At 41.0% G+C, this 23365-nt stretch carries 21 protein-coding genes; 10 read left to right on the forward strand and 11 right to left on the reverse strand.

The features are described 5' to 3' along the window. Positions 1-12: 12 nt before the first annotated feature. The 7 genes from Aba26S_RS17330 to Aba26S_RS17360 all read right to left on the reverse strand — a co-directional run bounded on the left by Aba26S_RS17330 (position 13) and on the right by Aba26S_RS17360 (position 8025). Entirely contained in the window at positions 13-861 is an 849-nt protein-coding gene (locus tag Aba26S_RS17330; RefSeq protein WP_043973794.1) for a class II glutamine amidotransferase, read from the reverse strand. A gap of 363 nt (positions 862-1224) precedes the next feature. Further along, positions 1225-2001: a GNAT family N-acetyltransferase gene (locus Aba26S_RS17335; RefSeq protein ID WP_005239205.1), complete on the reverse strand. Its 777-nt coding sequence runs from the start codon at positions 1999-2001 to the stop codon at positions 1225-1227. A gap of 125 nt (positions 2002-2126) precedes the next feature. Beyond that, positions 2127-3026 (reverse strand): acetylglutamate kinase, encoded by a 900-nt coding sequence (gene argB, locus Aba26S_RS17340; protein ID WP_005239207.1) that lies wholly within the window; start codon positions 3024-3026, stop codon positions 2127-2129. 10 nt (positions 3027-3036) lie between these two features. After that, complete coding sequence (locus Aba26S_RS17345; RefSeq protein WP_043973796.1) at positions 3037-4461, reverse strand: phosphomannomutase/phosphoglucomutase; 1425 nt, start codon at positions 4459-4461, stop codon at positions 3037-3039. A 193-nt stretch (positions 4462-4654) separates the two neighbouring features. Continuing rightward, positions 4655-5107, reverse strand: coding sequence for a dUTP diphosphatase (dut, locus tag Aba26S_RS17350; protein WP_005239211.1), 453 nt, complete (start codon positions 5105-5107; stop codon positions 4655-4657). Between the two features lie 23 nt (positions 5108-5130). After that, a complete protein-coding gene (locus Aba26S_RS17355) occupies positions 5131-7170 on the reverse strand; it encodes a UvrD-helicase domain-containing protein (protein WP_043973799.1) in 2040 nt (679 codons plus the stop codon). A 198-nt stretch (positions 7171-7368) separates the two neighbouring features. Further along, positions 7369-8025 (reverse strand): OmpA family protein, encoded by a 657-nt coding sequence (locus tag Aba26S_RS17360; protein WP_005239214.1) that lies wholly within the window; start codon positions 8023-8025, stop codon positions 7369-7371. A 391-nt stretch (positions 8026-8416) separates the two neighbouring features. Here Aba26S_RS17360 and Aba26S_RS17365 point away from each other — a divergent pair, with 391 nt between their 5' ends. The 6 genes from Aba26S_RS17365 (at position 8417) to Aba26S_RS17390 (ending at position 12824) form a co-directional block, all read left to right on the forward strand. Next, positions 8417-9334, forward strand: a complete 918-nt coding sequence (locus Aba26S_RS17365; protein WP_043973802.1) for an acyltransferase — start codon at positions 8417-8419, stop codon at positions 9332-9334. Positions 9335-9358: 24 nt separating this feature from the next. Further along, the gene (locus Aba26S_RS17370; protein WP_043973805.1) at positions 9359-10417 is read left to right on the forward strand and encodes a hypothetical protein; all 1059 of its coding nucleotides are present in this window, start codon (positions 9359-9361) and stop codon (positions 10415-10417) included. Positions 10418-10533: 116 nt separating this feature from the next. Beyond that, positions 10534-11253 (forward strand): septum site-determining protein MinC, encoded by a 720-nt coding sequence (gene minC, locus Aba26S_RS17375; RefSeq protein WP_043973806.1) that lies wholly within the window; start codon positions 10534-10536, stop codon positions 11251-11253. Between the two features lie 72 nt (positions 11254-11325). After that, positions 11326-12138, forward strand: a complete 813-nt coding sequence (gene minD / locus Aba26S_RS17380) for a septum site-determining protein MinD (protein ID WP_005239223.1) — start codon at positions 11326-11328, stop codon at positions 12136-12138. Between the two features lie 2 nt (positions 12139-12140). Next, entirely contained in the window at positions 12141-12413 is a 273-nt protein-coding gene (gene minE / locus Aba26S_RS17385; protein WP_004655180.1) for a cell division topological specificity factor MinE, read from the forward strand. Positions 12414-12536: 123 nt separating this feature from the next. Beyond that, the gene (locus tag Aba26S_RS17390; protein ID WP_005239225.1) at positions 12537-12824 is read left to right on the forward strand and encodes a PA4642 family protein; all 288 of its coding nucleotides are present in this window, start codon (positions 12537-12539) and stop codon (positions 12822-12824) included. An 84-nt stretch (positions 12825-12908) separates the two neighbouring features. Here the strand turns inward: Aba26S_RS17390 and Aba26S_RS17395 are convergent, their stop codons facing one another. Continuing rightward, complete coding sequence (locus tag Aba26S_RS17395) at positions 12909-15980, reverse strand: DNA translocase FtsK (RefSeq protein ID WP_043973808.1); 3072 nt, start codon at positions 15978-15980, stop codon at positions 12909-12911. A gap of 252 nt (positions 15981-16232) precedes the next feature. Here Aba26S_RS17395 and trxB point away from each other — a divergent pair, with 252 nt between their 5' ends. From trxB to Aba26S_RS17415, 4 genes are all read left to right on the forward strand, one after another. Further along, positions 16233-17183, forward strand: coding sequence for a thioredoxin-disulfide reductase (gene trxB / locus Aba26S_RS17400; RefSeq protein WP_005239227.1), 951 nt, complete (start codon positions 16233-16235; stop codon positions 17181-17183). Between the two features lie 117 nt (positions 17184-17300). Then, entirely contained in the window at positions 17301-18857 is a 1557-nt protein-coding gene (locus Aba26S_RS17405; protein ID WP_043973810.1) for a class I SAM-dependent methyltransferase, read from the forward strand. Between the two features lie 86 nt (positions 18858-18943). Next, a complete protein-coding gene (aat, locus tag Aba26S_RS17410) occupies positions 18944-19675 on the forward strand; it encodes a leucyl/phenylalanyl-tRNA--protein transferase (RefSeq protein ID WP_043973813.1) in 732 nt (243 codons plus the stop codon). Between the two features lie 28 nt (positions 19676-19703). Then, entirely contained in the window at positions 19704-20519 is an 816-nt protein-coding gene (locus tag Aba26S_RS17415; protein ID WP_005239233.1) for an arginyltransferase, read from the forward strand. Here the strand turns inward: Aba26S_RS17415 and rimI are convergent. The 3 genes from rimI to Aba26S_RS17430 form a co-directional block, all read right to left on the reverse strand. Beyond that, a complete protein-coding gene (rimI, locus tag Aba26S_RS17420) occupies positions 20505-20966 on the reverse strand; it encodes a ribosomal protein S18-alanine N-acetyltransferase (RefSeq protein ID WP_171248954.1) in 462 nt (153 codons plus the stop codon). The two genes, Aba26S_RS17415 and rimI, sit on opposite strands and share 15 nt — an antisense overlap. A gap of 92 nt (positions 20967-21058) precedes the next feature. Then, entirely contained in the window at positions 21059-21943 is an 885-nt protein-coding gene (locus Aba26S_RS17425) for a metal-dependent hydrolase (RefSeq protein WP_005239237.1), read from the reverse strand. 223 nt (positions 21944-22166) lie between these two features. Further along, positions 22167-23048 (reverse strand): metal-dependent hydrolase, encoded by an 882-nt coding sequence (locus tag Aba26S_RS17430; protein ID WP_043973817.1) that lies wholly within the window; start codon positions 23046-23048, stop codon positions 22167-22169. Positions 23049-23365 lie beyond the last annotated feature (317 nt).

Genomic DNA, 23365 nt, shown 5'->3' on the forward strand with positions numbered 1-23365 from the left:
TTTATATTATCTTTAATACTGGTCTGCTTTGGTTACGCGTTTTAATGCAGGATTTTGCGCCTCGCGTATTAAGCGCTCTACTTGAGTTAATGCCTGTAAAATGGGTTGACCATGCTGAAATAAAATCATTTCCCCTGCTTGGTAAGCAGTCCATGCTTCATTATGTGTTAAAGGCTCAGTCGTGATCACAGCAACCCGATCTTCTGGTGTGGTAACTTCACTAAAATCCACTTTAACGTCGAGATCAATCAAATGTGCGTGCTGGAATGGATACTCGCGTACAAGCCAATGCAACTTGGTGGTGGCATAACTAAATAAAGCTTTACCATTCGACAAGCAGAAATTAAATGTGCCATGTTCCGCAATCTGAGGCGCTATACGCTGTAAAAGTGCAAAAATCTCTTCCAAACTTGGCTCGGTATAGCCAAATGCTTGCACGAATTGATCCAGTAAATAACAGAATGCAAGTTCACTATCGGTATTGCCTACTGGCTCAAAACGACCACTCAATGCAGGTTTAAAGTCATGCAAATCACCATTATGGGCAAAAATCCAATGTCTGCCCCAAAGTTCGCGCAAAAAAGGATGTGAGTTTTCAAGGTTAATTTTACCTTGAGTCGCTTTACGGATATGCGCGATGACATTACGTGATTTAATTGGATAATTACGAATTAAATCAGCAATAGGTGATTCGACCGCAGATTGATTATCCACAAATAAGCGGCAAGCTTTGTCTTCAAAAAAAGCAATTCCAAAGCCATCACAATGATCTGAGGTTACCCCTGCCCGTTGTGAAAATCCACGGAAAGAAAAGGTAATATCGGTTGGAGTGGCGCAATTCATTCCTAATAGCTGGCACATATCTTTAAACTAGCAAACATCTAAGCCTATTGTGCATGAGGGATAGATATTTTGTAAATCTGAATATGTGCTCAGTATTAGATTAACAATGATAAGAGGTTCTGTTGATATTACACAGATGCTTGCGACAGAGGGTATTTTTAGCTGATACGAGGCAGGGCTTGTAAAATTTAGTAACTCTAAATGAACAAGACATAACGACGTAGCGGCAAAAAATATCCCTGTCCCGTAGGGTTATGGCTAAAACGGCTCTAAACGTCAGTATGAAACTTGATATGAGCCATCATAGTAGGTATTTCATGCATTGATTATGTTGTTTTAGCCCATAACGCAATACATGGTTGAAGTATCAACAAAACCTTACTAGCGTTGTACCATTTTGTTCATTACAAAAGAGGTCGCAATCTTATTCACTTCCAGAAAAACAAAATAATCCAGACATTTAAAATTTTCGTCATAAAACGCTTGTTTGGAAAGTTTAGACTGCATGCCCAGATAGGTCTGAAATAATTTTGGCATGCGTTCATCTTGCGGAAAGCTATAATCAGGACGTTCTGGTTCAAAACTGCGTTTTGAACGAATATCAATCGTTTGATGTTCACTCAACTGCTGAATTTGGCGATGGGTATAATAAGCGCGCGCCAAGTTGTCTTCTAAATGAATACTGACACAGCCCATTAAGTATTTGGCACGCATGGACCAGAGTACTTTAGGAACCAAGTTTAACCAGAGCATGGACAGTGCCTTCCCGGAACGGAATTTGGGATGTACACAAGTTCGTCCAATTTCGAGAATACTGGGTAAATGAGAAAATTGCGGGATGATTTCAAATTCTTTTGCACTGTAACTTTGCCCAATTTCATAGCCCTGAAACAGTTTAAGTCGCGTATACGCAACAATTTCACCCGTCCATTTTTCGCGTAAAACTGCATGTTCACAACCGAAATCATAAAGATCCTGATCTAGACCGTCTTCAAAGTGCATACCAAATTGGTGACTAAATTGTGTTGCTCTAAAACGTTGTACTTCTTGTAATTCTTTTAAATTATCCACCCATTCAAAACGGAATTGATTTTGAGCTGGTTTGTGGCGTAAAGGTAAAGTCAATGTCTGGCGATATTGATTTAATTTTTCTAGCATAATGAAAGCTCCTTATGGCTAAATTCACCTTAAATCGCTTAAATGACACTAACATGACTAAAACATGAACAGGTCGTGACAAAAAAAGACCTGCTAGAGGTCTCTTTTAACGCAAATACAATGAATTAATGCTTCACACGATTGGTAATTAAAGTACCCACACCATGATCGGTAAAAATTTCTAATAGACTTGCATGTGGTACACGCCCATCCACAATATGCGCGCTTACAACGCCACCTTTAACTGCATCTAACGCACAACCCACTTTTGGAATCATGCCACCATAAATCACCCCAGTTTCTATCAGACGATCAACTTCTTGCGTGCTTAAACCCGTCAATAAGTTTTTATTTTCGTCCAATACACCGCTGATATTGGTCAGTAGAATCAACTTTTCTGCACCTAATGCTTCTGCAACTTTTCCAGCCACAAGATCCGCATTGATATTATAAGTATTCCCTTCCTCGTCTACACCAAGAGGGGCAATCACAGGGATAAAATCGCTTTGCGTGAACATTTCCAGAACGTCGGTTTTCACACCAGTCACTTCACCAACCATGCCCAAATCAATTTGCGAAACAGAGCCATCGGCTTCCTGTTTTTCCATCAATAATTTGCGAGCACGCAACAAGTTTCCATCTTTACCTGTTAAACCAATAGCACGTCCACCATGCTTATTAATTAGGTTAACAATCGATTTATTGACGCTGCCGCCCAAAACCATTTCAACCACTTCCATCGTGGCTTGGTCGGTTACACGCATGCCATCGATACGAGCAGACTCTTGTCCAAGACGTTTTAACAATGAATCCACTTGTGGACCACCGCCATGTACAACAATTGGATTTAGGCCAACGGTTTTTAACAACACGATGTCACGAGCAAAGGAACTTTCTAGCTCTGGGTCCGTCATCGCATTACCACCATATTTTACAACCAGCGTTTTTCCTGCAAAACGTTGGATATACGGCAAAGCTTCGATCAAAATTTTTGCTTTATCAATGCCGATATGCTCATGTGGCATGCGTTTCTCCTTATTCGGTCTGTGCGAGTTCTTGGGCAATCTGTGGATATTGGTCTTGTAGCATAACCACAAATTTCTGACGAATTTCAATTAATCGGTTTTGATTATCTGCATCAAAACGGACGGTAAAATATTCGCCAGTATTGGATGCTCGAATAATGCCAAATCCATCGTCAAAATCAAGTCTTACCCCATCAATTTTACTTAAGCGTGCCCCTAAACCATGACTTAAGATTGCAATATCATTTAAAACCTGATGAGGATTGGCATCATGGGTATTGATATAAGTATCTTCGGTACAGCAGCGTTCTGGATAGCCGCTTAACAGCTCAGATAGGCTGGATGCACCAGATTGAGTCAGATATTCCATCACCCGCAATGCTGCATAAAGTCCATCATCATAGCCAAAGCCACGTCCATCATTAAAGACATAATGACCAGCATATTCACCACCAAATACTGCCGCACCTTTGGATTGAGACAAATAGGTACGCAGGAAACTACTCCCTGTACGAATCATTTTAGCTCGCCCTTCCAAGCGCTGTACCGTATCCGCAACTAAACGGGAGCACTTCACATCAAATACGATTTCTTTATGTGGATGTTGCTGTAAACACATTTGTGCAAATAAAGACAATAAACGATCAGGACTTATAATATGTGCATTTTCATCCAGTAAAACCACCCGATCACCGTCACCATCCAAAGCAATGCCGATATCTGCTTTTTCAGCAAGAATGGCAGCCTGTAACTTGGTTAAATGCTCAGCATGTGACGGATCTGGTGCATGATCCGGAAAATGCCCATTGGCATCGCAACGCAACGCAATTACCGTACAACCCAGTTTTTCCAAAACCAGCTTGGCACAACGCCCTGCTGAACCGTTCAATCCATCTAAGACTACTTTTAATGGACGCGCTAGCTGAATATCAGTCAGTAAGGAATGTTGATACTGTAAACAATATTCAGGAACAATCTGATGTGCTGTATTTTCTAAACAGAAAATATTATCATTTTGTATTAATGCGATTTGTGCAAACTGTCCAACTTGTTGAATGGTTTCTGGTGTTGGCGGTTCACCTTGTAAAATCCACTTAATACCATTATCAGACTTCGGATTATGGCTGGCTGTCACCATAATACCGTTACCACCAAAATCACGAGCAATAAAATACATCATGGGTGTGGAACAACAGCCAATATTGATCACGTGTAATCCTTGCCGCTCAAATATCTGCTGAATGATATTGGCATAAGCGGGACTGCTTAACCGTGCGTCATAACCAATGACAACCTGCGTCTGTTCAGCATTTTTATATTGTGATGCCAAAGCGTAGGCAATCGAGCAAATAATATTGGGCGTTAAATTACTTAGCTTTCCGCGAATATCGTAGGCACGGAAAATATTCAGAGGAAATGTATGTTGTATATTCACTGCAAGCCCCTATTTTTATAATCTTTTGATCCATATAAAACGCAGAACTATTAAGAAATTAATTCCTCTTTTTTCAGAAAAATTAAAATAATGAATCTGCTGCTTTGTAATATATATCGGAGCAACAATCAATATGAAAAATGCAACGTTTTTCAGCAAAACATTGCATTTAAAATGATAATGACTAAAAAGCTTATTGTTTTCCAGTGTGACCAAAACCACCCGCACCACGCTCAGTTGCCACAAATTCATTCACTTGTTCAAACTCAGCCTGAACGACAGGAACCAATACATATTGTGCTAAACGTTCACCTGGCTCTAAACGGAAGGTATTCTGACCACGGTTCCAGACTGAAACCATCAACTCACCTTGATAATCAGAATCAATCAGACCAACCAAGTTACCTAATACAATACCATGTTTATGGCCTAGCCCTGAGCGAGGTAAAATCAAACCCGCAAAATTTGGATCTTCAATATAAATCGCCAAGCCCGTTTTCACTAAAACAGTTTCACCGGCAGCAATTTCAATCGCTTCATCTAAACATGCACGCAAATCGAGACCTGCTGAACCTGTCGTTGCATAGGAAGGCAAAGCCCACTCTTGACCTAAACGTGCATCTAATACTTTAACTTGGACTTTCATTACAACTTCCTACTTACAATCTATTAACGTTTCAATAATGCTTTTAAATTAGCGAGATACTGCTGTGCCTGCTCTTTTGGATCAACATTCGGTGCCAATTTCTTTTTACGGCCATGCCATTCCAAATCATCTTGTGGCATCTCATCCAAGAAACGGCTTGGCGTCATTTGACGCATTTGCCCACCATTCTTACGCTGCTCCGCCAAGGTTAGAGTCAAGCCCTGACGTGCGCGGGTAATGCCTACATACATCAAACGGCGCTCTTCTTCGATGGTTTCCGATGCAATCGAGTTTTTATGTGGAAGTAGTTCCTCTTCCAAACCGATCATATAAACATACGGAAACTCTAACCCTTTTGCTGCGTGTAGGGTTAATAAATTCACCTTATCGGTGTCTTCTTCTTCCTGTTGTTGCTCAAGCATATCCAGCAACACCAACTTACGAATCACACTCTCGATGTTTTTCTCATCCACATCATCGGTACGATTGAGTAGATTTTGAATACTGCTATATAAACTTTCGATACTGTCGAGTTTGGTTTTTTCCTGCGCAGGTGTAGCGGCCTGTTCACGGATATAATCGATATAGCCTGCTTCATTGATCATTTGACGAACTTTCGGCATCGGCTCATCGTCATCCAGCAGCTCACGCGTAAAGGTTGCGATAAAATCAGCAAACTCATGTAATTGTGTGGCAGCTTTCTTTGGCAACACCATGCTTAAGCGCTGATCTGAAGATGCGGTTAATAAAGACAAGGTATTTTCTTGGGCAAATAAACCGAGTTTTTCTAAAGTGACAGGGCCAATTGCACGTTTGGGTGTATTAATAATACGCAAGAATGCACTGTCATCTTCCGGGTTAATGATCAGGCGTAAATAACTCATCACGTCTTTAATTTCAGCGCGTGCGAAGAATGACTGGCCACCAGACAATTTATACGGGATCTGCATCTGACGCAGCTGCGTCTCGATTACACGTGCTTGGAAGTTCCCCCGATACAACACTGCATAATCTTTCCAGTTTTTACCATTCATTAACTTATGCGTAATCAGGTCTTTCACTACGCGTTCTGCTTCATCGTCATCATTTAGACAGGTAATGACCCGAATAGTTTCACCATGCCCTTTATCACTCCACAATTTCTTATCGAAGATATGCGGATTATTTTCAATTACGGCATTGGCTGCTTTTAAGATACGACTGGTTGAACGATAGTTTTGCTCAAGTTTAATGACTTTGAGATTATGGAAGTCATCCTTCAATAAAGCCATATTTTCAGGCTTTGCCCCACGCCATGCATAAATCGACTGGTCATCATCACCTACGGCGGTGAACTGCCCCATCACGCCAACCAACAGCTTCACCAAGGTATATTGCGCAGTATTGGTATCCTGATATTCATCGACCAGTAAATAGCGAACACGGTTTTGCCATTTGTCACGTACTTCAGCATTTTCCTGCAGCAAACGGGTTGGCATCACGATCAAGTCATCAAAGTCTACTGCGTTATAGGCACGTAAATTTCGCTCATAAAGCTGATAAAGATGCGCGAACTGTACATCTTCAACCGTTTCACAGGTTGAATGGGCTTGTTCAGGCACAACCAAGTCGTTTTTCCAATCTGAAATTTTCTTCATGGCCTTAGCAAGAAGCTCTTTGCTCTCCGCCCCCGATAAATTATCGCGTTGCATCAAATCCATCAGAATGCGTTTGCAGTCATCGGCATCTAAAATAGAGAAATTATTTTTAAGTGGTAAATGTTTTAATTCCAGACGCAATAAATTCAAACCAAAAGTATGGAAAGTCGAAACGGAAAGCCCTTTTGCTTCTTCACGTGACAGCAATTTTCCCACACGTTCCTTCATTTCTCGTGCAGCTTTATTGGTAAAAGTCATTGCCGTAATACGATAGGCTGGAATCCCACATTGCTGCACCAGAAAAGCAACTTTTCGGGTGATTACAGAGGTTTTACCTGAACCTGCACCTGCAAGTACCAACAATGGCCCCTGAACATATTTCATTGCTTCAAGTTGCTTGTCATTGAGTTGACTGGCAGATGACATGGGTTATACCTCTCTCGTTTCCGAGCCTGATTTTTCGAGCACAATTATAGACATCTCTGTTTTATAATCCCAATAGTAAATCTAGGGATATGTATAAATTATGATGTTTCAATTTTATAATCACGACATAGCTTGTCGTAAGTTTTAGCATGCCATAAAAAAACCACCCGAAGGTGGTTTTTTAGAAATCAGTAAAAATTACTGTTTCGCATAAATGCTGATTTCTACACGACGGTTTTGCTCTTTACCAGCAGCAGTTGTGTTTGATGCGATTGGGTTTGCTGAACCTAAACCTTGAGCATCAATACGGCTACCAGAAATACCTTGACCTGCTAAATAGTTTTTAACAGATTGAGCACGTGCTTGAGATAATGGAAGGTTGATTGAATCATTACCTGTGTTATCGGTATAACCCGTTACAAGGATCGCACTCTTGTTATCTTCAGCTAAAGTTTGCGCTACTTTGTTTAAAGTACCGTAAAAATTAGGTTTGATGTTTGATTTGTTGGTATCAAAGGTGATGCTACCAGGCATAATGAGCTGAACAGAACCATCTGGATTACGGCCAACTTCTACACCTGTACCAGCCATTTGTTCACGTAACTTTTTCTCTTTATTATCAAGATATAAGCCACTTGCACCGCCAAGAACCGCACCAATTGCCATCGCACGGTTATTTTGCGAACTGCTACCGTTACCAATACCTTTAGAAATACCGTAACCTAAGGCTGTACCAAGTACTGCGCCCATTGCAGCTTTGTCATATTCAAAACCGTTACCGCCATTTCCCGTAGTTTGGCAACCAGAAAGAACCAAACCAGCCCCTACGAGTGTTGAAATTACTAATGCACGCATTGCGTAGCTCCTGTCTATGTATTTTGTTGTCTGGACAAATAATGAATGAGAAAATTCAGCTAGACCATTGATATTTTGTTAATAATAAACAGTTTATTTGTATTTTTGTAATATTTTGATGCATTTTACTTGATTGCAGCAACACAATTTCTCCAACATTAATCAGATCTCACTCTCAAAGATAAATTGAGACATATATCACAAAAGAAAAATCGTTTGAATTTTAAATATGACATTATATTTCAAGTTGCCCTTTCATTTATTGAAATCAGCTTATCGGGTGAATATATAAAAAATGTCAATATCTTAAAATATACAGTTGTATTTCAACATCTGTTGTTTATAGTTGGAACATCTCTTTTTTCAAACATATGCACTCAAGGCTGAATTTATGGCTACCGTGAATAAAAAAGCATCCCTATTGCAAAAAGTCAGTAAAGGATTAACCGTTAGTTCAGTAATTACTGGAAGTACCTTTTTTCATGGTCCACCTGTACTTGCTTTAGGTTTAACCAAATTATTCAAAAAATCTGCAAAAGTCGATGAAACCAACATTCAAATTACCAACAGTTGGTTAGGGGTTAACAACTGGTTAATTGACCATGTATTGCCCGATTTACACTGGGACATCAGTATTGATGAGCAGCTCGATCTTAATTTACAAGGTCGATATATGATGATCTGTAATCATCAAAGTTGGGTAGATACCACCGTGAATCAGTATTTTGGCCTAACCCGCATGCCCTTGACGCGTTTCTTTACCAAGTGGGAACTAATTTTTATTCCATTTGTAGGCCAAGCGTTCAAAATCTTGGGCTTCCCGATGATGAAACGTCATAGCAAAGAACAGATTGCCCAAAATCCAGAACTAAAATCGCGTGATATGCTGGAAGCACGTAAAGCCTGTGAACAATTACTCAGCCAGCCATTTACTTTATTAAACTATTTAGAAGGCACTCGATTTACCCCTGAAAAACATGCTGCACAGCAATCCCCTTTCCAAAATCTGCTCAAACCTAAAGCAGGTGGTTTAGCCTTGGCGCTTAATATTCTGGGTGATCAAATTGATGCCCTCGTCGATATGACCATTGTTTATCCTGACGGTGCACCAGGTTATGGTGAATTTTGGCTTGGAGATGTCTCCCGTATTGCGGTAGATTTACGTAAAATCGATATTCCCGAATGGGTCATTGGCGGCAATTATGAAGATGATCCTATTTATCGTGAACGCTTCCAAAAATGGGTTGATCAGATCTGGACAGAAAAGGACCAGCTGATTACACAAATGAAAGCCAAGTATCATCAATAATCTCTTCAGGGATTGAGCACAAACATGACCGAGCAAGACTCAGGAAAAAACTCTAAATATAGCTATGTTAATCCGAACAGCCCGTTCTTTAAGCTGTTTTTGGTCTATGACATTTTCATGGTTTTTATTATTGTTTTCAATTTGTTCTGCTTAGGCATGAACTTTTTCCTGATGAGCAATATCGGCGCCTGGTTTTTTAATACCATTCATTTGGCCAATGTGCTTGAGTTCTATCGAACCCATTTACATCCGTGGGTCATTACCACAGAGGCCTGGTTCATTATCTTCTTGATTGTAGAACTCGGCGTACGTTGGTTTTTATCAATTGTACAAAAGCATCATGCGCGATGGTGGTTTTTCCCCTTTGTACATTGGTACGAGATTATTGCGATTATTCCGCATTTACGTTTTTTACGATTATTTCGGGCTGGGATTATTGCTTATCGTTTGCATGAACTAGGGTATAAAGTGATCCCCGAGGGGATGCGCACCAAAGCTATTTTCTATTATCGTGTGGTGATGGAAGAGCTATCTGACCGTGTTGTTATCACGGTGATCGATGGCGTTCGACATGAGCTTGAAACCAGTTCCAGTCATAAAAAAATTATTCATGATTTAGTTGACCATCATCGCCAGCTCTTTACAGTAACGCTTGCCTCAATGTTACAAGAGTCGCTTGCCAGTGCTTTGCAACAGCAACAACCAATGATTACTCAAAAAGTTGGTGTCATTGTTAACCAAGCCATTGAAGACACCCCTGAGCTAACACAATTGTTGCGCTTGATTCCAATCGTAGGTGGAAAAATCGAACAACAAATTCAAAGCATTGGTCAACGCTTAGGAGAAAATATTAGTGCTGGTCTGATTGAACCATTTACAGCAGGTTCAACAGAAAGACCCAATGAGCATTATCAGTTGATTGCGCAAAAAGTGAGTGAGTTAAATATCGACAATCAATATCTGGAAGAACTAGTTGAGTCGGTGGTCTACGAAAGCCTAGAAGCCATTCGAAAACAGGTCAAAGTCAAACAATGGCAGCAAACTTTGCAAGAATCTGATCAATTGGATAAAAAAGCGGAATGATTACAAGAAAAATTACCAATCAAGCTAGAGAATTGGTGTAATTTGTTCTAGCATTTGCTTTTATTTACAACTGCTTTAACACAATAGAGCGCTTAAAAAGCCCTGAAGGATAAATTATGGCTGACATACGGATTACGGGCAGAATGGTCAATTTTAGTCGACTGACTTTCGACACCAATGACCATAATGCAATCCGCCAGCAACTTAGCAATACCCTGAACGAAGGTTCTTATACTGGAACATTGGTCATTATCGACAGTACTGTTGAACAAGAACTGATTGCGCTCATTCAACTGCTCATTGATTTAGGCCTACAGCCAATGGCCGTTATTGATGGTATTTTGGGTGATGAAGCTCGTGCAATTCAATTCCCTGTACTACCAACAGATCAGCCCTTGCAGCGTATCAAAGCATCAAAAGAGCAAGTGGTTGAGCATGCGCCTGCAAAAATAGCAGATAACTCTGCAATACAAACACCACAAAAAAACACATCGAATGCGTATATCACCTCTTATCATGATGAGATTTTGCGTACAGGCCAATGTTTGGTACAAGATCAAGGTGATATCATCTTAAATGCCGGCATGAATAGTGGCTCAGAAGTCATTGCATCTGGAAATATTCACATTTATGGCAACGCTCGTGGTAGAGTCATTGCAGGTGCAGGTGGGCAAGCTGCGGCACGTATTTTCTGCCACTCGCTAGAAGCAGAATTAATTTCGATTGCAGGAACCTATTGTGTTGCAGATGATATTCCCAAAGATATGATCAAAAAGCCTGTACATATTTATTTAAATAACAAGCAAGAACTTGAATTTGAAGCCTTGCAGTTTTAATTTATTTAATTGAGTTTTAAGCACCAAATAAGCCCTTTTAGGGGCGTATGACCATAAATAGGAGTGGATTCGGTGGCCAAAATTGTTGTCGTAACGTCAGGCAAAGGTGGTGTAGGTAAAACTACAACAAGCGCATCTTTTGCAACAGGTTTAGCCCTACGTGGTCATAAAACTGTTGTGATTGATTTCGATGTAGGTTTACGTAATCTAGATTTGATTATGGGCTGCGAACGCCGCGTTGTTTATGATTTCGTCAATGTCATTAATAATGAAGCACGCTTACAACAAGCGCTGATCCGTGATAAAGATATTGAAAACTTATACATTCTCCCTGCATCACAAACTCGTGATAAAGATGCCTTGAGTGATGAGGGTGTTGCACGTGTGATTGATGAACTTTCTCAAGAGTTTGACTACATCATCTGTGACTCGCCAGCGGGGATTGAACGCGGTGCGATTTTAGCCATGTATCATGCGGATGAGGCAATCATTGTCACTAACCCAGAAATTTCATCAGTTCGTGACTCAGACCGCATTATTGGTATGCTCGACAGCAAAACCAAAAAAGTTGAGCAAAATGAAGGACGTATCCGTAAGCATTTATGTATCACTCGTTTTAACCCAGAACGTGCTGATAAACAAGAAATGTTGACGATCGATGATATTTCAAAAGATATTTTACGTGTGCCGACATTAGGGGTTATTCCTGAGTGCCCAAGCGTACTCCAAGCATCAAACGAAGGTAAGCCAGTGATTCTTTATTCAGAAGCAAAAGCTGGTCAGGCTTATGATGACTTAGTGGCTCGTTTCCTTGGTGAAGACCGTCCTTATCGACACATTGCAGTACAGCCAAAAGGTTGGTTAGCTAGACTATTTGGAGCGTAATTATGGCAGGATTCTGGAGTAAACTTTTTAGCAGTGATGAAAAACCATCAAGTGCACAAACTGCCAAAGATCGTTTAAAGGTCATTGTTGCCTCTGAGCAAGGTTTAGGTCGTCGCCTAGGCCAAGACAAAATCGACCAGATGAAGAAAGAAATCATGCAGGTGGTGAGTCGCTATGTTCGTGGTGTGGATGAACAGCATATTCAAATGCAGGTTCGTTCAGAAGCAAATATCGAAATGTTAGAAATGAATATCAATTTACCTGAAGATCGATAGAAGTTTTTTCATTAGCGATTTCTCGCAAATAAAGGCAAAATACGCGGGTGGATCAGGAAAGCATGGCTTTCCTCCACTTCAAGGATTTTGCCTTTATTATTTTATAAGACTGAGGAGATTGTCATGGCATTATCACAGCCAGCAACTTTCAATGAAGAATGGTCAGATGAGCGTGTGTTTGCCTACCTTAACCAACTTCCTCCCACTGGCGTCAATGCTGACTTTCACGTGCTTTATCATGCCTTCAAACATATGCGCCCAAATGACTATGAGCGCTTAATTACTCAGTTTTTGGCCGATGGCCGTAACTTGAATGCCACCAACCCAGAAGGTCAGCGCATTCATGATGTGATTGCACAGTTCCCACGTCAAAAAGATGGTTTCCTAGAAGTATTGGCAAAATTTGCTTAATGACTTAAAAAATAAAGCCATAAAAAAGCCTCTAATCATAGAGGCTTTTTTATTAGATCACTGCTTTTATTAGATCACTGCTGATTAAACCAGAATATCCCGTTTACCATTGGCGCCCATTGAGCTGACAATGCCATTCTCTTCCATCTGGTCAATAATGCGCGCCGCACGGTTATAACCCAAGCTAAATTTACGCTGCAGCGACGAGGTGGATGCCTTACGGGTTTCCAGCACAAAGGAAACACATTGGTCATACAACGCATCTCGGCTTGGGTCACCATCGCCATCTTCAAAGCCACGAGAAGTTGGCTCTTCATCAAATGGTGTCAGGATCTCATCGACATAATCAGGCTCACCACGTTCACGCCAAGCATCACAAATACGGTTGACTTCATCATCACTAATAAATGCACCATGCACGCGCTCAGGCTCGATTTTACCCGGCCCCAAGAACAACATATCACCATGACCGAGCAAGTCTTCTGCGCCACCTGCGTCGAGAATGGTACGCGAGTCAATTTTACTGTTTACGCGTAAAGCAACACGGGTTGGAATATTGGCTTTAATCAAACCTGTAATCACGTCAACCGAAGGACGCTGTGTTGCAAGCAGTAAGTGAATTCCTGCTGCACGCGATTTCTGTGCCAAACGGGTAATCATTTCTTCGGCTTTTTTACCGACCTGCATGATCATGTCGGCAAACTCATCCGCAACAATTACAATCGATGGTAATGGCGCCAAACGCGGTGCACGCTCACCCACAACAGAATCACTGGCTTTCCATGTAGGATCAATTAAATCCTCACCATTGGCAATCGCCTCTTCGACCTTACGGTTATAGTCACTGAGTTTACGAATTTTCAGGAATGACATCAGTTTATAACGGCGTTCCATCTCATTCACACACCAGTTTAATGCACTGACCGCATCTTTCATGTCAGTGACTACAGGCGTTAATAAGTGTGGAATATCGTTATAGTTAGCCAATTCGAGCTGTTTCGGATCAATTAGAATCAAACGTAACTGATCAGGTGTGTACTTCAATAACATCGAAAGGATCATTGAGTTGACTGCAACCGACTTACCAGAACCTGTGGTCCCTGCAACCAGCATATGTGGCGCTTTACCGAGGTCAGTAATGACAGGATTACCTGAGATGTCTTTACCCATCGCCATAGAGAGCAAACCCGCAGGGTCTTCAAAAGCTGGCGTTTTCAATAACTCAATCAACCGCACCATTTCACGGCTACTATTCGGTACTTCAATTCCGATATATGGTTTTCCTGCAATCACTTCAACCACACGAACAGATGCCATCGACATTGAACGTGCCAGATCGCGTGAAATATTGGTCACTTTAGAGGCTTTTACACCCGGTGCAAGATCGAGTTCAAAGCGTGTTACGACTGGTCCCGGCTGAGCTTCAACTACCTGCGCCTTCACATTAAACTCTTGTAGTTTAATCTCTAAAAGCTCAGAAAGGCGCGCGAGTTGCTCAGCGGTAAAATTGACCTTTTTATTTGGATCAACTTCATCCAGCAATTCCAGACCCGGTAAAGTCGGTAGATCACGGCGTTTTTGCGCGACTTGCATGGCGCGTGACATTGGACGACCAAACGCATCCGTTAACGGAGCATCTAGATCAAAATCTTCTTCGAGATCTAAATCCGTATCTGGATCTGCTTTACCTGCCGTTTCCTGCCATGCTTCGATAAAGGCTTCTTTAGACAAGGTTTCTTTCGGCGCAGCGACCTCAATCGGTGCTTTTACAAAAGCAGAGGATTGGGCATAACTGCTACTACGAGGAGATGCTTGTTCGCGCTCTTCCTCCACCATAAGATCACGAAAGTCATCTCTATCCTGTTCAGCAGTGCCGTGCGTTTCTTCTGCAACAGGATGGATTGTATTTTGTGCTGGAGCAATATAAGGCTGCTGAGCTACAGGTCGTGCAGACTCGGTGATAAGTGCTTCGATATCTGATTCAAACTCAATATCATCCCCACGCGGAGAAGGATGAGATGGAGGCTCTTGCGTAAACGGCGTATGTAGATCCGTTGCAGTCTTGCTATTCGGTACAGCAGCCAATAACTCATCAAAGATTTGGTCATCGTTCCAATCTAGATGACTGTGATTGGCTGTTTGAGCTGTTGCTACATGTGCAGCAGGCGCTGTGAACTGGGCAGAATCATCTGCAGCTCTCAACAATGCATCAATCTCTTGTTTATGGCTGGCATCATCACGCTGTAAGGCACGCCATACTTCACCCGTTTGAACCAGACGTTGACTTTCATTTTCAAACTGATGTGCACGTTGTAAGGTCTGTTCAAACGCGTCTTCTTGCGGAGCTATTTGAGCTTGGGTACTGCCCTGTTGTTCTTTCGCAACCACATCAGCAAATAATTTTTCCGCCATCAACTGATGATGTGAATCATCAATTTTAATCAGTTTTGCCTGAACCTGATTGGCTTTAGGCGCATCCATCTCTGGTGCAGAGTCCGAGTCTTTTACTGCTTTATTTTTGATTGCTGCTGTTTCAGAAGCTGCCAGTTGCTCGGTCAGATCATACGCAGACTCATGCTGAGGTACATTTTTATAGAATAAATCTTGTAGATAAGCAGGTGTATTTTTCAATGTTGCCCAAGTTTTGTTCCACTGAATCCCAAAAGCCAAGGTCAATAATAAAATACTAAACGCGAGTAAGAACAAGGTTGCACCATAAATGGTCAACAAATGCGATAAGCTTTGCCCCAATTCATAACCAATGATCCCCCCTGCCGCATTATCCAAAGTATCTGCGGGTGTATTCCAATGCAGATACAACAAGCTGGAAATTGAAAGAATCAAGAAAAACTGGGCTGCATAACGAAATGGACGATTGAGAAAACTTCTCGGCCACCACACTTGAATGGCTTCAATAAACAAGAAAATCGGGATAAGTAAACTCGCCCACCCCAGAAAACCGAACAGTAAATCTGCGATCCAAGCACCCGCTACACCGCTGGCGTTTGAGACCTGTTGGGTATCACTGGAAATATGCATCCAGCCCGGATCAAACGGTGTATAGGTTACTGTGGCAAGAAATAAATAAATGCCAAAAGAAATCAAAAATAATGTCATTAAAAAGCGTTGTGCATAAACACTTGACACCGCAGTCATATACAGTCCTGTAACCCAATTCGTTATTTGTTGGTATCTTTTAAGGTCTAAATTACCTTAATCAATAAGTTTTATATTATGCACTCGTTCTTACAAAAAAGATGCACGATTGTTTACTGTTGTTGTTAACATCCTGCACGGATATAGTTCAATTCGATTGAGTTAATCAATATTATCCCGATCGATTTACCCCACTCCCCGCTGGATTCACGTATAATTTTAGCAGTTTCAATATAAAAAGGATGTTCTTTAATGAGCGCTCGTCACTCACGATTAATTATTTTGGGTTCTGGTCCTGCAGGCTATAGCGCAGCAGTATATGCAGCACGTGCTAACCTCAAGCCAACACTGATTGCAGGTTTGCAACTCGGTGGTCAATTAACAACGACCACTGAAGTTGACAACTGGCCAGGTGACCCAGAAGGATTAACGGGGCCTGTACTGATGGAACGTATGCAAGCTCATGCGGAACGTTTCGGTACAGAAATCGTCTACGATCATATCAATGAGGTAGATCTTAACACTCGCCCATTCGTGCTCAAAGGCGATATGGAAGAGTACACATGTGATGCGCTGATTATTGCAACAGGTGCGACAGCACAGTATTTAGGTCTTGAGTCAGAAGCCGCATTTATGGGTCAAGGTGTGAGCGCATGTGCAACCTGTGATGGCTTCTTCTACAAGAACCAGAATGTCATGGTTGTCGGTGGAGGTAATACAGCCGTTGAAGAAGCACTGTATCTTTCTAATATTGCAGCGCATGTCACACTGGTTCATCGTCGTGACAGCTTACGTTCAGAAAAGATTTTGCAAGATCATCTTTTCGCCAAAGAAAAAGAAGGCAAAATCAGCATTATCTGGAACCATCAAGTCGATGAAGTCTTGGGGGACAAAACTGGCGTAACGGCTGTTCGCATTAAATCTACCCAAGATGCAAGCACGCAGGATGTTCAAGTTCAAGGCTTGTTTGTTGCGATTGGACATAAACCGAATACTGGCATGTTTGAAGGTCAATTAAATCTACGTGATGGTTATATTCAGGTACATAGCGGTACTGCGGGTAATGCCACTGCGGCCTCTGTTGAAGGTGTTTTTGCTGCGGGTGATGTTGCTGATAGTATCTACCGTCAGGCCATTACTTCTGCAGGATCAGGCTGTATGGCGGCTTTAGATGCAGAGAAATATCTCGATAATCTAAACTAATTAGGCCAATATCGAAAAACCACCAATCTTTGGTGGTTTTTTTATGCAACTATCCATACAATCAAAAAATTGACGACTTTTTACACACACCTGCAATCAGCCTTTTAGGATATATCAATGACAACGACCTGGACGAATGGCTACCAAACGGAAGTGAACTATACCTACGGTTATTATCGAGACCTCAGCCCGAATTTCCAAAAGTTTTGCTTACTCTTGAACGGTATCGATAGCCCAGACTTTCAGGAAAATCATCATCATTGCGAACTGGGCTTCGGTCAGGGCGTCAGCATTAATATTCATGCAACCTCGAATGAAGCCGCATTTTATGGAACGGACTTCAATCCAGCCCACGCAGCTCATGCCAATCAGCTGGCTGAACAAAGCAAGACCGAACACTATTTCTATGACGACAGCTTTGAAGAGTTACTGCATCGTTCTGACTTGCCCATGTTTGACTCTATTAGCTTGCATGGGATCTGGAGTTGGATCAGCTATGAGAATCAATACATTATTCTTAAATTTATCCGCAAGTTTCTAAAGCCCAATGGTATTGTTTATATTAGCTATAACTGTGTTACGGGTTGGGCAGCCAATATGCCAATTCGCGAGTTGTTCCATAGTCACTTCAAGTTCAATAGTAAAAGCACCAATCCACTGCAAAAGGTCAATGAAGCACTAAACTTTAGTGAAGATTTATTGCAACAAAACCCTATTTTTGCCCAACGCAATCCCAATGCATTGCAAAAAGTAGCCGATTTAAAACAACAAAATCCCAATTATTTGATTCACGAATATCTCAATCAAGACTGGCAATGTTTTTCCTTTCAGCAGATTGTCCGAATTCTGGATGAAATCAAACTGTCTTATGCAGGCTCAACCGATTTAAGTACGCACTTAGATAATATTAATTTTTCTGAGCAACACCAAACCTTTCTAAATGCCATTGAACATCCCATTTTCAAAGAACAATGCCGTGACTATTTTGCCAATACCCAATTTAGACGCGATCTGTTTATTCGAGGGAAAAATAATTTAACCCCGTTACAAACACAAGAACGACTGCGCAAAACGGCCTTTGTATTACTGACGGCCAAGGAACAACTCCCAACCAGTATCAGTGGCCTGTTAGGAACATTTAATCTCATTGAAGAAATTTATCAGCCTATTGGAGATAAATTTGCTCAGGAAAACTATCGCCCACTGACCATTGCTGAATTAGAGCAAAGTCTTCCTCAGCTCAATTATGCCAAAATTCTCAATGCCTTGGTCATTCTCTCGCATCTCGGACTGGCCCAACCCTGCCAGAGCTTAGAGCCAAAGCAGCAGACCTTGGAGCAATGCCACCGTTTGAATCATTATTTACTGCAACAAGCCAGCTTTCATCAAAACTATAATGTGTTGATTAGCCCAATTACGGGGATCGGTTTAGCAACAGAACACTTCCATCAATTGTTTTATCGCGCACATTTTGTTGAAGGTCTAAAGTCTGCGAGCGAATTTGCCCATTATGTGCAGGATGTGCTGAATCAACTCAATTGGTTAGTTTTGAACAGTGAAGGGAAAACCGTATCGGACCAAGAACAAAGCCTCGAAATTATTCAAGGCAAAGCACAATTGTTCTTGGACAGCAAAAAACTCCATATTGCCAAACAACTGCGCTTATTTAGTTAAACCCGATATGGGAATGGCAATAACGAAGATTGCCATTCCTGACAACTTCAGTTAGCTTAAAATGATTGTTATTTAGTTTTGGTGCTATGCAACTGCTTCCGCCCTCATATTATATTTTCCCCAATCCAGTTGAAGCTGATCCCGAAGGTCAAGGATTTATCTGTATTGGAGCTGATCTGTCGCCTTCCACTTTATTTGAAGCTTATACGCATGGATTATTTCCTTGGTTCAATCAAGATGAACCGATTTGCTGGTGGAGTCCCGAGCCAAGGTGCATTATCGAACCTCATGCCTATAAACCGAGTAAATCTTTGCTTCGAAATATGAAGAAACATGATTATCGAATTACCGTCAATCATGCTTTTGAACAAGTGATTCGCTCATGCTCTATGCCACGTAGTTATGCCAATGAAACATGGATCAGTGAAGATATCATTGAAGGCTATTGCGCATTATTCCAAGCGGGTTATGCTTATAGTATTGAGGTATGGAACCAAGACAAACTGGTCGGTGGCTTATATGGTGTCACGATCGGCAAAGGTTGCTTCGGTGAGTCGATGTTTAGCACTGAAACCGATGTTTCTAAAATGGCTTTCTACACCCTGATGCTGATTGGACAAGAAAATCAGTTGCCTTGGATTGATTGCCAATTGGTCAATGATCATCTTCTGAGCCTTGGTGCCCGTACACTTTCTCGCCAAGACTATCTTAAATCGTTACAAGATGTAATTATTGCCCCCTCTATCAATTGGAAAAGTTATCAAGAACGTGTATTTTCAAGTAAAACAATAGCAGTTTTTGCAAAATTAGACGGTTAACGGATGAACACCTTGGAGGGACAGATTAATGAAATCATATCAACCCAAGTCCCTTTTAAATGACTTACAGTACTATATTACGCCGCCACATGATTGCAGTTATCTCGATAACAAATCGGCACGGATGGTGTTTTTAGATCCAATTCACCGTATTGATGTGGTGACCTTGTCAGAACTTTCTCGTGTCGGTTTTCGTCGTAGCGGCGATTTTGTCTATCGTCCAGAATGTCATCTGTGTCGCCAGTGTTTATCCTGTCGGGTTCCTGTTCAAGAATTTAAAATGAACAGCAGCCAAAAAAAGGCATGGAAACGCAATCAAGATTTACAAATGAGTATCTTACCAACCTCACAGGCAACCCAACAACATTACGACCTATATGAACGTTATATCAATGAACGCCATGCCGATGGCGATATGTTTCCTGCCAGCCTAGATCAGTTTGAGAAATTTCTTGTACATAGCTGTACAGAAAGTTTCTTTATTGAGTTGTGGAAAGATCAAAAGCTGATTGGGGTTTCAACCTGTGATTTAATGGATGATGGACTTTCAGCGGTTTATACCTTTTTTGATCCAGATGAGCAACGTCGCTCACTCGGTGTTTTCGCGATTCTCAAACAAATCGAATATGTACGCACACTAAACCTAGATTATCTCTACTTAGGCTATTGGGTACCACATTCACCTAAAATGAATTATAAATCGCAATATACCCCACTGGAGTTATTGCTCGATGGACAATGGCGTCGACTCAATCGCCCGCTCTCAGACCATGAAATCCATCAGCTAGGAAATTCATTGATGAGTACGCTCCCCTCTGAGTGGAATAATTTAATTATTAAATAATGCAGCAAAATCATCGGTGCATGTTTTGACCATAATCACAGCATGCTCTCTTGAGCCATCCGTATTGGGATAATAATTTTTGCGTAAGTCAATTTGATGAAAGCCGGTTTTTTCATACAAACCAATGGCGGCTGTATTACTTTCACGGACTTCTAAAAAAATCTGAATTGGATTGTTTTTTAACTGTTGGATAGACTCATCCAACAATTTATAACCGAGCCCCTTACCTTGCTGGCTTGGATGTATCGCCATCAACAATAAATTTGCTTCATCTAAAACGGGCTGTAGAATACAAAAACCCACCACCTGATTGGCTTGCTCATAAACCGTACATTGATACGAAACCAAGGATTCTTGGAACTGCTGCCTAGACCAAGGATGGCTTTGCACCAAGCCCTCAATCTCAGTCACACTCTCCAAGTCATTTTCTTGCATCAATCGAATCACGAGTTATCACTCTATAAAATACTGATGCAGATTATCAGCAATTTAAAACAAAATTTGAATAAAAAAATGGGCAGTTTTACTGCCCTATATCCTTAACTTAGATTAAAACCTAATTCAGCGCGCCATTTATTCAAAAGCGCGGTAGTATCGTCATCATTCGGATGAAATTTCGGTCTTAAAAAATCTAATAAGGTCGGAATTTGACGGGTCATAAAACCTTTATAGCCATACATAAATTTAATCATGTATTTGCTATCACGCCATGTCAGCTTGCCATCTGTTTGCAGCAGTTTGGCCGTGAAATAAGATTGAGTAACAAAAATGAGCCCCATTGCGATGACTAAAGCTAATGAACGCATAAAATATGCTTTAACACCTTGACCATACATGGCTTGATAGACATCAAAAGCAACCGCTTTATGCTCATTTTCTTCTACCGCATGCCACATCCATAAATGATACATGGTTTGATCCATAAACATGGCTTGGATATCGGGATTACTTAATAACTCTTCAGCAATGGTAGAAGTAAAGTGTTCCAACGCACAGGTTCCCGTTAAACCAATCATTTCTTTACTAAAACCAAAAGGTTTTAAAATTTTTGAAGCAATACCAATGGTTCTATTAATTAACCGGCCAGTTTGTTCTTCCATTTCACGTACTTTATAACCATACGCTTCAGCCGAAGCGTTAAAGGCCAAATGCTCTTTAGAGTGCATTGCTTCTTGACCAATAAAGGCACTGATTTCTTTCTGAAGTCGCTCATCTACAAGTTTGGGATCATTTCGCACCGCACGGGTGCTATTCACAAAGAACTGCTCACCTTCTGGGAATAACGCTGAAAGTGCAGTCATAAAATGTGTTAATGCTGCATCGCCATTAGCCCAATAACGTGGTACTTCACCAAATTCAAAATCCATGCGACGTACAGGAAAACTGGCGCCAGCTCGGTTTGAAATATTGACTTTCGCATTCATACCCTGTTCTCCTACGCGATAAATATTTTTTGCCTGATTGTTTTTATACTTTATTTATACGCTCTTTTCAGTGCATGAAATAAGTGCAGATAAGGTCAGAAAAACATCATATGAGGACATCTGAATCTGCTGAAAATCTTGTATGAAATGAACAATTAAAATGAAAAAAGGACAACATTGATTGTCCCCTTTTCAGTAATTACAGAGCTAAACCAAAGAGATTTTACAGACCTAATTTTGCCTTCCAATCTTGTAATAGTTGTACGGTATCTAAATCATTGGGATGGAAACCAGGTTTGAAGTACGCCAGCATTTCACCCGCCATTCCAGCGATAATTCCTTTCGATGGACTATAGGCATATTGATAAATCATACCCAATTCTTTCAGGTTCAATTTTCCATCATCTCTCAATAGTTTTATAACGAATGAAGATTGGGTCAGAAAAATCGCAACCATCGAAACAACCAGTGCAGTATTACGTAATGCGTATGCTTTTACGCCACGACCAAAAATTTCCTCATACACATCATAGGCAACTGCTTTATGTTCATTTTCTTCTACCGCATGCCATAACCACATATATTCCATGGTCTTGTCTTGCATCAATGCTTGAATATGCGGATTACGTAGCAACTCCGAAGCAATCGTTGCAGTAAAATGCTCCAGTGCCGTTGTTGCAGTCAAATCTACCATTTCTTGTGTCATACCAAATGGCTTTACTAATTTAGCAAATAGTTTACGACCCGTTTGAATGACGACACCTGTTCTTCGTTCCAAGGTTTCAACGTCATGTCCATATTTTTGAGCAGAAGCATTAAAGTTGACATGTTCTTGGGTATGCATGGCTTCTTGACCAATAAAAGCACTGATTTCTTTTTGCAGTTTATCGTTATCTTTGATGGCCGGGTGGTAACGTACAGCACGAACCGAATCGATGAAGAGTTTTTCACCGTCTGGGAATAATGCAGATAAACCTGTCATAAAATGCGTTAGACCAGCAGAGCCACTGACCCAATATTCTGGAACCTGATCAAAATCAAAATTCATACGACGTACTGGGAAACTTGCACCTGCACGATTCGAAACATTTACTTTAGCATTCATGCTACCTACTCCTTTTCAGTGAAATATCCTCACTGAGCACTTTTGTTCGTTTTCTTGAGTTTTATATTACGTTTTTATACGAATCAATTAAGTGCAGTTTAGGACAGCGTATTATCAGTTTAGGACATGAGGAGGAAATTTTAATTAAGTATTAAAATTTTCGACGCAAGAGAAAAGGAGTGATAAGTGAAACTACTTTTCTAATCTAAAAGAAAAATTTAATTGAAGACTAGAGTTTCGATAGTAAGACAAGAAATACAAAAACAATAGGCATAAAAAAACACCCCAAAGGGGTGTTTTTTTATCACTCTAAGCGA

It is taken from the genome of Acinetobacter sp. NBRC 110496, assembly GCF_000876115.1.
GTDB lineage: Bacteria > Pseudomonadota > Gammaproteobacteria > Pseudomonadales > Moraxellaceae > Acinetobacter.